General features: G+C 59.2%; 12 protein-coding genes and 1 tRNA gene. 7 read left to right on the top strand and 6 right to left on the bottom strand.

The window, feature by feature from the left end; all coding sequences use genetic code 11:
• Nucleotides 1-92 precede the first annotated feature (92 nt).
• Nucleotides 93-1718, top strand: coding sequence for an NADP-dependent glyceraldehyde-3-phosphate dehydrogenase (locus J4E53_RS20175; protein WP_060742228.1), 1626 nt, complete (start codon nt 93-95; stop codon nt 1716-1718).
• Nucleotides 1719-1733: 15 nt separating this feature from the next.
• On the opposite strand, the gene J4E53_RS20170 is transcribed toward J4E53_RS20175, so the two are convergent.
• Nucleotides 1734-2627 (bottom strand): DMT family transporter, encoded by an 894-nt coding sequence (locus J4E53_RS20170; RefSeq protein ID WP_060742227.1) that lies wholly within the window; start codon nt 2625-2627, stop codon nt 1734-1736.
• A gap of 133 nt (nt 2628-2760) precedes the next feature.
• Between J4E53_RS20170 and J4E53_RS20165 the strand changes: the two genes are divergently transcribed.
• The gene (locus J4E53_RS20165; RefSeq protein ID WP_003202176.1) at nt 2761-3198 is read left to right on the top strand and encodes an Lrp/AsnC family transcriptional regulator; all 438 of its coding nucleotides are present in this window, start codon (nt 2761-2763) and stop codon (nt 3196-3198) included.
• Between the two features lie 41 nt (nt 3199-3239).
• Here the strand turns inward: J4E53_RS20165 and J4E53_RS20160 are convergent, their stop codons facing one another.
• Nucleotides 3240-4589: a hypothetical protein gene (locus tag J4E53_RS20160; RefSeq protein WP_103309811.1), complete on the bottom strand. Its 1350-nt coding sequence runs from the start codon at nt 4587-4589 to the stop codon at nt 3240-3242.
• A 383-nt stretch (nt 4590-4972) separates the two neighbouring features.
• Complete coding sequence (locus J4E53_RS20155) at nt 4973-5644, bottom strand: Bax inhibitor-1/YccA family protein (RefSeq protein ID WP_025213780.1); 672 nt, start codon at nt 5642-5644, stop codon at nt 4973-4975.
• A 124-nt stretch (nt 5645-5768) separates the two neighbouring features.
• On the opposite strand from J4E53_RS20155, the gene J4E53_RS20150 reads away from it, so the two are divergent.
• The 3 genes from J4E53_RS20150 to J4E53_RS20140 all read left to right on the top strand — a co-directional run bounded on the left by J4E53_RS20150 (nt 5769) and on the right by J4E53_RS20140 (nt 8898).
• A tRNA-Ser gene (locus tag J4E53_RS20150) sits at nt 5769-5856 on the top strand.
• A gap of 124 nt (nt 5857-5980) precedes the next feature.
• A complete protein-coding gene (locus tag J4E53_RS20145) occupies nt 5981-6835 on the top strand; it encodes a prohibitin family protein (RefSeq protein ID WP_081015426.1) in 855 nt (284 codons plus the stop codon).
• A 266-nt stretch (nt 6836-7101) separates the two neighbouring features.
• Nucleotides 7102-8898, top strand: coding sequence for a DAHL domain-containing protein (locus J4E53_RS20140; protein ID WP_060742224.1), 1797 nt, complete (start codon nt 7102-7104; stop codon nt 8896-8898).
• A gap of 187 nt (nt 8899-9085) precedes the next feature.
• Here J4E53_RS20140 and J4E53_RS20135 read toward each other — a convergent pair whose 3' ends face one another.
• Nucleotides 9086-9277, bottom strand: coding sequence for a DUF2188 domain-containing protein (locus J4E53_RS20135; RefSeq protein ID WP_092199992.1), 192 nt, complete (start codon nt 9275-9277; stop codon nt 9086-9088).
• Nucleotides 9278-9377: 100 nt separating this feature from the next.
• The gene (locus tag J4E53_RS20130; protein WP_103309807.1) at nt 9378-10277 is read right to left on the bottom strand and encodes a polysaccharide deacetylase family protein; all 900 of its coding nucleotides are present in this window, start codon (nt 10275-10277) and stop codon (nt 9378-9380) included.
• A 239-nt stretch (nt 10278-10516) separates the two neighbouring features.
• Between J4E53_RS20130 and J4E53_RS20125 the strand changes: the two genes are divergently transcribed.
• Together J4E53_RS20125 and J4E53_RS20120 are read left to right on the top strand one after the other, a co-directional pair.
• A complete protein-coding gene (locus J4E53_RS20125; protein WP_060742222.1) occupies nt 10517-10771 on the top strand; it encodes a DUF6555 family protein in 255 nt (84 codons plus the stop codon).
• Nucleotides 10772-10922: 151 nt separating this feature from the next.
• Nucleotides 10923-11153, top strand: coding sequence for a hypothetical protein (locus J4E53_RS20120; RefSeq protein ID WP_003201752.1), 231 nt, complete (start codon nt 10923-10925; stop codon nt 11151-11153).
• A 134-nt stretch (nt 11154-11287) separates the two neighbouring features.
• On the opposite strand, the gene J4E53_RS20115 is transcribed toward J4E53_RS20120, so the two are convergent.
• The gene (locus tag J4E53_RS20115; RefSeq protein WP_060742221.1) at nt 11288-11473 is read right to left on the bottom strand and encodes a hypothetical protein; all 186 of its coding nucleotides are present in this window, start codon (nt 11471-11473) and stop codon (nt 11288-11290) included.
• Between the last annotated feature and the right edge of the window lie 190 nt (nt 11474-11663).

Below are 11663 nucleotides of genomic sequence, written 5' to 3'. Positions count from 1 at the left end.
AAAAAACACCTCCATTAAGGCGTATAACGCTAAAAGCGTTTCATGCCTGCAAGCCGTTCGCCCATGGCTCATTTCATTGATGGAGTAACGACATGACCACAGCCCCCTTCCTCGCCAACCTGTTCCCCGGTGCCGCCGACATCCCCGACGCCTACCGCCTCGAAGGTCGGATCGAGCAGCGCGAATACCTGGTCGACGGCGTCCTGCAAACCTGGCAAGGGCCGCTGGCCGTCGTCCGCAGCCCCGTCTACCTGACCGGCGAGCTGGGTGATGAACAAGTGATTCTCGGCAGCACGCCCCTGCTGGATGCCGAGACCGCCCTCACCGCCCTGGACGCCGCCGTCCGGGCTTACGATCGCGGCCAGGGCCAGTGGCCGACGATGCGCGTCGCCGAGCGCATCCGCCATGTGGAAACCTTCCTGGCGCGCATGCGCGAGCAGCGCGAAGCCGTGGTCAAGTTGCTGATGTGGGAGATCGGCAAGAACCTCAAGGACTCCCAGAAGGAATTCGACCGCACCTGCGATTACATCGTCGACACCATCAATGCCCTCAAGGAACTGGACCGCCGCTCCAGCCGTTTCGAGCTGGAACAGGACACCCTCGGGCAGATCCGTCGCGTTCCCTTGGGCGTGGCCTTGTGCATGGGGCCCTACAACTATCCGCTGAACGAAACCTTCACCACCCTGATTCCGGCCTTGATCATGGGCAACACCGTCGTGTTCAAGCCGGCCAAGCTCGGTGTGCTGCTGGTACGGCCGCTGCTCGAAGCCTTCCGCGACAGCTTCCCGGCGGGTGTGATCAACGTGATCTACGGCAGCGGCCGGGAAACCGTCAGCGCGCTGATGGCCAGCGGCAAGATCGACATCTTCGCCTTCATTGGCACCAACAAAGCCGCCAGCGACCTGAAGAAACTCCACCCGCGCCCGCACCGCTTGCGTGCCGCCCTGGGGCTGGATGCGAAGAATCCCGGGCTGGTGCTGCCGGATGTGGACCTGGACAACGCGGTCAGCGAGGCGCTGACCGGCTCGCTGTCCTTCAACGGCCAACGCTGCACGGCGCTGAAAATCCTGTTTGTCCATGAAGACGTGGCACCGGCATTCATCGAGAAATTCAACGCCAAGCTGGCCGGCCTGAAACCCGGCATGCCGTGGGAAGAGGGTGTGGCGCTGACGCCGCTGCCCGAGGCGGGCAAGGTCGACTACCTGCATTCACTGGTCGCCGATGCGGTCGCCAAGGGCGCGGAAGTGAAGAATGTCCACGGTGGCGAATCGCGCAATTCGTTCTTCTATCCGGCGGTGCTGTATCCGGTGAACACGGCGATGCGGGTCTACCACGAAGAACAGTTCGGCCCGGTCGTGCCCATCGTGCCGTACCGCGACCTCAACACCGTGGTCGATTACGTACTGGAGTCCGACTTCGGCCAGCAGCTCAGCATTTTCGGCACCGACCCGGCACAAGTCGGCAAGCTGGTGGACACCTTCGCCAACCAGGTCGGCCGCATCAACATCAACGCCCAGTGCCAGCGTGGCCCGGACACCTTCCCGTTCAATGGCCGGAAGAACTCGGCCGAGGGCACCTTGTCCGTCCACGATGCGCTGCGCACCTTTTCCATCCGCACGCTGGTGGCGACCAAGTTCCAGGAGAGCAACAAGGCGTTGATCAGCGACATCATCCGTGAGCGGGATTCCAACTTCCTGACCACGGACTACATCTTCTGATCCACGCCCGGAGGGCTACGACAGGGCTGGGCGACGCCACTTGATGCCCCAGCCCTGTTGCATGCCGGCAGCCGCCAGCAGGATCGCCGCCACCCCCAGCCATTGCAGCGGTTCGAGGCGATGGCCGAAGGCGAACCAGTCGACGAAGATCGCCGCGATCGGATAGATGAACGACAAAGCCCCGGTCAACGCGGTCGGCAACCGCTGGATGGCGCTGTACAGCAGCACGTACATCACGCCGGTGTGCACCATGCCCAGGGTCAACAGGCTGGCCCAGGCCTGGGCGTGTTGCGGTAACGCCGAGAAGTTCGCCCAGGGCGCCAGCAGCAACACGCCGGTGCTGACCTGGATCAGGGCGATCAGATGGGGTGGTGTGCCCGTCAGACGCTTGATGATCAACGCCGCGACGGCGTACAGCAGCGCCGCCCCCAACGCCAACGCAATGCCCAGCAGATAGTCACCGCCACCCTGCCCTTGCTCACCATGGGCACTGACGATGGCCAGCATTCCGAGAAACGACACCGCCAGCCAGAACAGTTTTTGCGCAGTTATTTTCTCCCCCAGGAACAACGCCGCCAGGCCTACCAACATGAACGGCTGGACGTTGTACACCGCCGTGCCGATGGCGATCGAAGCACGGGAGTAAGAGGCAAATAACAACACCCAGTTACCGACGATCGCCACTCCACTGAGCACCGCCAGCAGGAAGGTGGCACGGGTGAGGATGCCGGGCCGCAAAAAGCCGAAACCGGCGCAGATCAGCAGCAAAGTCACGGCACCGAACACGCAGCGCCAGAACACCACATCCAGCACCGGCAAACCGGAAACCAGCACGAACCAACCAATGGTTCCGGAGATCAGCATGGCGGCGGTCATTTCCAGCGAACCGCGGCGTAAGGTCTTGTCCATCTTCAGGCTCCTTCAGCAAGTGGGCACAGTATGCCGAGCCGACCCGAACCTTCTCCATGGCTTGAAAAAGGCTAAACTGCGTTTCGACCTTTTTTATCAAGGCAACTTCACGCATTCGCCTAATGGAGCTGAAATGACTGACGATATTGACCAGATCCTCATCAGCGCCCTGATGGAAGACTCCCGACGCTCCCTCAAGGCCCTGGCAAACCTCAGCGGCCTGTCCTCCCCCAGTGTCGCCGAACGTCTTCGCCGGCTCGAGGAACGCGGCGTGCTCAGGGGCTACACCGTCGAAGTGGACCCCAAGTGCTTCGGCTATCAACTCCAGGCCATCGTGCGCATCCGCCCGCTACCGGGACAGTTGCAGGAAGTGGAGCGGCAGATCCAGGCCATCGCTGAATTCACCGAATGCGACAAGGTCACCGGCGACGACTGTTTCATCGCGCGCCTGCATGTGCGCTCGATGGAACAGCTGGATACCTTGCTGGACAAGCTCAATGTCCACGCCGAGACCAATACGGCCATCGTCAAGAAGACCCCGGTCAAGCGGCGGTTGCCGCCGATGGCGTGAGTGGAAACCGGCCTCGGATCGCCCGAGGCCGGGAAAGCGGGTTACTCGAGCTCTTCCAACTCGGGACTGCGCTGCACTTTGTGCACTTGTTCCTCAGGCGCGTTGCTCGCTTTGATCAACCTGAGCGTCTGGAGCTTGGTGCAGGCATTGACGCCATCGGCATAGACGCCGCTGTGGTTGCACTTCCAGTCATAGAAATTGGCCAGGGCTCCGGACAGTTGCAGGCTGTAGTCCGTGCTTTGCGTGCCCGGGCTGAACGGCTGACCGGCCGGAATGTTCTGGAACCATTGCATCCAGACATCGCCTCCCACAGGTGGCGGGTTGGCCTGGAACGTCGGGTTCATGATCGCCAGTTGCTGGTACTCGGCGGTCATGTGGCAACTCAGGCAGGACGCCTGGGGGTTGTCCACCGGCCCATTGAGTCGCCCGTTCCAACCCAGGTGGGTCGGTGGCAGTTCCTGGGTGTTGGCGTTGATCGCGGTCTGTTTCAGGGCCGGGTTGATCTTGGTGACGACCGGCTTGGGGTTGGTAAAGTCATTGCCGGTTACCTTCGGATCATTGCCCCACATGATCCCCACCGGCACCAGGTTGTTCCAGTTCGCCTTGCCGGTCTTGGCGCCGTTGTATTGGAACGTGCCGAACAGCCAGCCGGTATCGCTCACGCGGGTGTCGCGCACGGCAATGTCCATCTGAATCAACGCCACCTTGGTGACGTGCCGTTTGGTCGAAGTGAAGGTTTCGGCGGTGTAGGCGTTCCAGAGCAATGGGTTCGCCAGGAACGGCACCGTCTTGACGTCTATATCGGCGAACAGCGCCTTGCAGACCACCGTGCCGTTGGCAAAACTCTTGGGTTTGGAGGTATGGCTTGGGTCTGGATTATCCGGGTCTTTCCAGACCTGGCCGATGGTGTAGGCCCCTATATCGTTATAGATCCCCACTGCGTAGGTCTGCCCGCTGTCGGTCTGCGTACTTGCCAGTTGCCCGGGCTGAATCGGTGCCTCCTTGGTCAGCCCGCTGATGCCTTCACGACCGTTGGGACCGTAATGCTGCCAAGGCATGTGATACCACTGGCGAACCTTGTTCTTCTGTACCTTCCAGCCAATTTCAGTATTGCCTTCCAAGCAATACTTTTTCACTTCCTCCATGTACGGGCGCCAGGTTTCAAAGTCATTGGAGAATGTCTTGGGCAAATGTTGGAAGAATGCCGGTACCGACGCTGCGCCCGGGGCCACCTTCGGATAATCCTGGCTGAGCTGGAACGGCGCTCCAGAGTATGCACTCTTGGGCGGGGCGTAGCCGAAATCGGGGAAGACTCCGGCATGGACGCTAGCGGTGGACAATGCCCCCGTCAGGGCCAGCCACACGATGATCTTTCCTTGAGGCTGCTTCATCAATATCTCCTTATAGGGAAACGCCTGCTATCGCATCGGATTCCTGGCCGATGTGCAGGGCCTCCTTCTGTTATCAGGCTGCAGCACGATGCCCAAGCCTGCTCACGGTCCTGCGGAGTCGCCTTGATAGCCTCCCAATCCCAACAAACGGCCACGACCAGACCGGGCTCGGTGGCCGAATACGTAATGGGGGAAAATTCAGGTAGGTAACCAAGCGATCCACTTCTTGCCTCCCATGGCACTAAGCTTCCATGTCCATAGGTGTAGATCATTTATTCAAAGGTGCCATCTGTTTCAGGTTTTTTGTTGGCCATTGGCCACAACTCGAAACACGGGCGAAAAAAAGCCCGCCGAAGCGGGCTTTTCGTTCATCGCGGATGCAATCAGTCGTCACGACCCATCAGGCCGAACAGCTGCAGCAAGCTGACGAACAGGTTGTAGATCGATACATACAGGCTGACAGTCGCCATGATGTAGTTGCGCTCGCCGCCGTGGATGATGGCGCTGGTCTGATACAGGATGCAGACCGACGAGAACAGCACGAAGCCGGCGCTGATCGCCAGTTGCAGGCCGCTGATCTGGAAGAAGAAGCTGGCCAGCACGGCCCCCATCAGGACGAAGAAACCTGCGGTGATGAAACCGCCGAGGAAACTCATGTCCTTGCGGGAAATCAGCACGTAGGCCGACAGGCCACCGAATACCAGGGCGGTCATTGCAAAGGCCGAGCTGACCACTTCGGCGCCGCCCTGCATTTGCAGGTAGCGATTGAGGATCGGGCCGAGCAGGAAGCCCATGAAGCCGGTCAGGGCGAAAGCCGACACCAGGCCCCAGGCCGAATCACGGAGTTTGTTGGTGAGGAAGAAAAGACCATAGAAACCGATCAGCACGACGAAGATGTTCGGGTAACCCACCCGCATCTGTTGTGCGACGTAGGCCATCACACCGCTGAAAGCGAGTGTGAGTGCCAGCAGGCCATAAGTGTTGCGCAGGACGCGGCTAACCTCTAGCTGCTCAGCCTGCACGCTGTTGTTCACTGCGTAATCCTGTTCGCGCATGGCGACACTCCTCCGGTTTTGAAACATTCAGTGGCAAGGATCATAACAGACGCTCTGTAACAAGCTACGTAGAGAGTTTGACAGTGTGTTTCATTCGGGTATTATGGCGCCCGCAACGCAATACGGAGGTGTGGCCGAGTGGTTTAAGGCAACGGTCTTGAAAACCGTCGACTGTAACAGGTCCATGAGTTCGAATCCCATCGCCTCCGCCATCTTCTAACGTTAAAGCCCTGATTATTCAGGGCTTTTTCGTGTCTGGCATTCAGAACGCCAATTGCAGCTTCAACATTGGACACCGCTATGGCAAACCCTCCCAAGCCAATCAAGGAAAGAAAAGTGACCAGTAAAACCATCGGCTCCATCGGTGCTGCAATCATCGGCATCGTCTTGTTGTGCGTACTGTTCGGCAGTTGGTACACGGTCGACGAGACCGAGCGCGGCGTGCTGCTGCGCAACGGGGCACTGGTCGGGGTGGTTGAACCGGGATTGTCCTTCAAGACGCCCTTCATCGAATCCGTACGCATGATCAGCGTCCAGAGCCAAGTCACCGCTTACGAAGACCTGCAGGCCTACAGCAAGGATCAACAATCCGCCCAGCTCAAGGTGTCCGTGTCCTGGCATATCGCCCCTTCCGATGTGGCGAAGGTCTATACCCAGTTCAAGGACCTTGAAGGCATCCGCGACCGGATGATCAGCCGCCAGGTGCCGACCCAGGTGGAAAACGTCTTTGGCAAGTTCAACGCCGTGGCTGCCGTGCAGAACCGCGTCCAACTGGTCAACGATATTTCCACGGCCATCAAGGCCACCATTACCGGGCCCGTGATCATCGACAGCGTCCAGGTCGAAAACATCGATTTCAGTGATGCCTACGAAAAAGCCATCGAAGCGCGCATGGCCGCGGAAGTCCAGGTCAAGACCCGCGAACAGCAACTCGCCACCGAGCAGGTCCAGGCGCAGATCCGGGTGACACAGGCCCAGGCGGAAGCCGATTCGCAAGTGGCCCAGGCCAAGGCGGACGCACTGGCAACCGAGCTGCGCGGCAAAGCTGAAGCCGAGGCCATCAAGGCGCGGGCCCAGGCCCTGGCCAGCAACCAGAACCTGGTGGAGCTGACCAAGGCCGAGCGCTGGAATGGCGTGCTGCCCACTACAGTGCTGCCGAACAGCGCCATGCCCTTCATCGACATCAAGTAATACCCCAGGCGCGGCCTGCCTGGCCGCGCCTGCTTCATCCCGAAGCGCCCTCACCAAGCACCGCCCCTCTCGTTAGCGCTACACTCGGCAATGAACCCGACGTTCATCGTCAGCAGGGAGCTCAACGTGTACCCAGGCAAAAGCAGACCGACACGCTCCACCGCACGACGTTTATCTCGCCTCCCCTTCGGCTCATGCCTTGAGCAACTCCCTCCCCTCGGCAATTCACCGACGCATTCGATAAGCACCCTGGACAGGAGAGTAGCGTGACCACTCTTATCAAAAAATATAAATGGCCCGCCCTGTTGGCCGTCGCGCTTATTGTGTTTTCCGCACTGATATTCTTTTTGATCAAGTCATACACGTACGACTCATCGACCTACTTCGAGTCCCGCGACTTCATTCGTCAACTCAAACAATCCGACGCGAACTGGAACGGCAAGATCCTGAGGAAAAAGATCGGCATCAACAACAACCTGTCACTGGCCCCGCCCCCGGAGGCCGACAGTCGCTGGCAGCAATTGGAACGACTCAATAACTCCGGCCCCTTGGCGGCGCTTTGGGCGTCCCGGCGCAACGGTTATGTGGATGCCGTCAAAAACAAGACCTTACTGGTGGAGCAATTCGAACAACACAACGCCCGGCTGCGCACGTCCCTGGATGCGCTGCCGCAGGCCGAAGACCAGATTCAAACGCTGCTCAAGGACATGCATATCGAAAGCCCCACGGAGCGCCTGACCGTGGCGTCCAATGTGCTTGAGTTGAGCCTGACGACACTGGAGTTCGGGCTTTATGTCACGACGGACAAAGCCCGGGAAATACAAGGCAAGTTGACTGAGCTGGAGCCGTACATTCACCAGTTGCCCGCCGCCTATCAGGCGCCCTTCATCAGCCTCATCCAGCACGTCAAAACCATCGTCCAGGAGCAACCGGTGGTCAATGACCTGCTTGACCGCATCAGCGTCATTCCGGTTGCCCAGGAACTGGACAACATCAATGAGCTGTTGAACGAGACACAGCGCAGGACTGCCGCAACCGACCGTCAATACCACATCTACCTGGCTGTGTGCGCCAGCCTGATGGCACTGCTGATGATCTACCTGGCGGTGCGCCTGGTGCGCAGCTATGCCGTGATCAATCAGATCAACCAAGCGTTGCAATCGTCCAACGAACGCCTGGAAGAGCGCGTGCAGGAGCGTACCCGCGAGTTGAAGGAAGCCGAACGCGAACTGGTGGATGCGGCCCGAATGGCGGGCATGGCCGAAATAGCGACGAATGTGTTGCACAACGTCGGCAATGTACTCAACAGCGTCAATATTTCCGCCGAGCTGGTGACCCGCAAGTTGAGGAGCAGCAAGACGCTCGGGCTCACGAAAGCGGTCAACATGATGAACGAACATGCCGAGGACCTTGGCCGGTTCATTACCCTTGATGAAAAAGGTCGGTTGCTGCCGCGTTACTTCAACGAGTTGGTCGACTCCATTGCCGCCGAACAGAGACTGCTTATCGATGAACTGGCACAGTTGACCAAGAGCATCGATCACATCAAGGAAATCGTCACGACTCAACAGACTTACGCAGGGGCCGCCAGGCTGATCGAACCGCTCAATGTCAGCGACCTGTTCGAAGATGCGCTGCGCATGAACTCGGGCGCCCTGAGCCGGCATCACGTCACCGTCATCAAGGATTACCAGGACGTACCCGCGATCATGGGGGACAAGCACAGGTTATTGCTGATCCTGATCAACTTGATCAGCAACGCCAAATTCGCCATGTCGCACATCAGCGAACATCCGCGTGAAATGACCCTGGGGATCCGTATCCTCGACGAAACCCAGCTGAGCCTGAGCGTCAAGGACCGCGGAGAAGGCATTTCCCCCGAGAACCTGGCGCGCATCTTCAACCATGGTTTCACCACCCGCAAGGACGGTCATGGCTTTGGCCTGCACAGCTGCGCCCTGGCAGCGGTCGAAATGAACGGCCGCCTCCATGTTCATAGCGACGGCCCCGGGCAAGGCGCGCTGTTTACCCTGGAGATCCCGTTGGAGCTGGCGCGCGCCTGATCAGCGAAGGACGCAGGCTGACCCAACGAGATCGCGAGCAAGCTCGCTCCCACAGGGGATCTATGATGGACGCACTCTTGATGGGCACCCAGGAAAAACTGTGGGAGCGAGCTTGCTCGCGATAGCGGTGTGCCTGTCACCCAGAATTTGAATCTGCTGACCGCATCGCGAGCAGGCTCGTTACCCCTTATTTCGTGTTCCCAGGCCGGCCGCTACGGTTTCTCCGGGTCGGCAATGCCGCCGCGTAGGCCAGCGCTTCCTCCCGGGAAGCAAAGGAACCCAACCGGTCAGCCTGGGTACAGACTCTCCATGGGCCACTGTTTACGCTGAGCACGTCATAACCGTTGATGTGCATTTTCGTCATCATCGCAGTACTCATGATCACCTCCGACTTTAACAAGGGTGCATCACCTACCATACACGCTGATTACCCGCGGTGCCGACCGGACGTCGCGACGCCGATTGCACCCGTGGTGCCCTCAGTGGGAATCCGAATCCCACAACCAGTCCCACAACCCCGGCAAATGGACGGGCTCTGCGCTGTGATCGACCGTCCGGGCCAAGGCCGCTCGCTCCAATGCCTGGTGGTCATCGTAGAACGGCTTGGCGGCGGTCCTCATGCCGGTGGCCTTGGCGCTGTCGAGCAGGATCTGCAGGTATTCGCGGGCATGTCGGGCGGTATAACGATTGATGTCGTGAAAGGTCACCACCACCGGGATAACCCCATCCACCGCTGGCAGTTGTCCGGCGGCGATGCGCTCGCGCACCTCGGAGAGTTGTCGGGTCAGGTTGATCCGCCGCCGGGGGCTCATCGTGATGCCCCAGACCTTGCCGTCATTGGCGCTCAGGTCGGTCAACAAGATGTGCAGGCCATGTTGCCGGTAGGCAGCTGCGGTACGCCTGTCGAAACTCCAGAAAGGTGGCCTGACCAGGGACGGTGCCGAGCCGGTCATGGCGGCAATATCACTCCCGCCGCGGGTGAGCGATTGCTCCAGCTCATCAGGGCTCAGAAACCGATGATTGGTGTGCCAGTAGGTCGCCGTATGGAAACCCAGCACATGGCCTTCCTGCTGCTGACGACGCATCACTGAGCGGCCGATATCGCTGCCGCCAGCCCGCGGCCCGCGGGTCTGTAGGAAAAACACGGCCTTGATGCCGGGTTGTACCGCGTTGTCTGCGAGTGCGTCCAGCACCTCCAGGCTAGGGTTCCAGATAGACGAGGCGCTGGGACCGTCATCGAATGTCAGCAGGAAACGGATCGGAGGTTGTTCGTGCAAGCGTTGTTCGGTTTGCGGCGTCAGTTCGATGGGAGCACCAATGCAACCCGATAAACCGATGGCGAGGGCTGCGATGAACAGGACCCTGGCGATTTTTTTCATGTTTTGCCTTTAGTTGATGCCGCGTTGCTTCGCCTTTGATCCCTGGCCGACGGTGTTGAAGCCCACCTTGGAGAAGGGTAACCGGGTTTGGTTCCTTCCTGTAAACAATGGCTGTTCGCAAAATTTGTTGTTGCCTCGCGCTTGAGCTTGAGCGGCATTAATTCGACCGTCTGGAAATTCGATGGAATTTTCCCAATGCCTTTGTATCCATCCGTATAGGACTATATTAGGGAGGATTTATGGGCGGGCCATCGCTTTACATCATTGACTACATACTCCATGGCGAACCCAAGTCATTCATTATTCGCGCAGAAGTGATGAATAACTCCGAGGCTTGGCATTGGGCCAGTTGCGACGCGGGGGTCGGGCGCATACCGAAATTCGGCAGGGAGAAGGTCAAGCGGGTTTCCAAGCCCCTGGCGGAAAAATACGGCATTACCGATGTACGCTGGCGGGCGAGCGTCGCGCCGACCTGGGTCAAGGAGTCCGGCTGAAATAACGTGTACCGTTTCCGGCGCGCCGGTTGTCTGGCCGGGCGCCGGATTCTTCGACAGATCCGAAATAACTCAACTACGCTTAAACCACAGCATGACCCGCCCCTGGCGGGTTTCGTGCTGCCTCATCAACCCTGAATGGAGGTGTGACATGTCCGAAAAAGAGTCCATCACCACCCTGCTCACCCTGCTGGAATCGCGTCAGGCCAGGCTCACGGCAGCCTGCAAGGAAATCGCCGATTGGGTCGACCACCAAGGTGGGCACCCTACCGCGGTGCGTATCCGCGACCGGCTCAACGACATCGACAAGGACGCTCCGTCGATCCAGAGCGCGCTGACGTCACTCAAGCCCGCCGAGCCGCCGCTGCCCAAGTTCCGCTGACGCACCACGTCAGAGGTTCCCCCTTGAGTTCTACCGGTTGGAAAACCGATGGAACGCGGGCATTTTTTGCGCCTCGAAATGGATAGTCACCGGTGCAAATCAAAGAATTTTCGCCCATGGCGCGTGCATGGCCGCTACCCCCGCTCATTCAGATAAGCGACCCACCGCTCATAGGCTTCATGTTGACGCTGAACCGCCTCATCCCAAGTCGATCCGCTCATCTGATGGACACATATGAGCTTCATCATTTCCGCTGTTGCCGTATCGAGCTCCACCAAGAGCTCGTGGGATTTGATCTTGAAGTCTTCAACGGTGGTCATCTGTCTGTCCTTCCCCTACCGGGGCCAGCCATTGCACCCAACATGGATTCATTTTTTCGAAGCTGATTCCCTTTGAGGCGATAGCCGGTCGAAAGCCCGGTGCTGACGGTAGGGAAGATCGACTGGAGCGATGACAAGCTCAAATGAACTCAGCTTTTCCCACCCCGTCATGGTCGTACGGATAGGACCC

Origin of the sequence: Pseudomonas sp. FW305-28, assembly GCF_017351395.1 — a bacterium.
GTDB classification, from domain to species: domain Bacteria; phylum Pseudomonadota; class Gammaproteobacteria; order Pseudomonadales; family Pseudomonadaceae; genus Aquipseudomonas; species Aquipseudomonas fluorescens_AA.
This window is presented reverse-complemented; position numbering and strand designations above follow the sequence as displayed.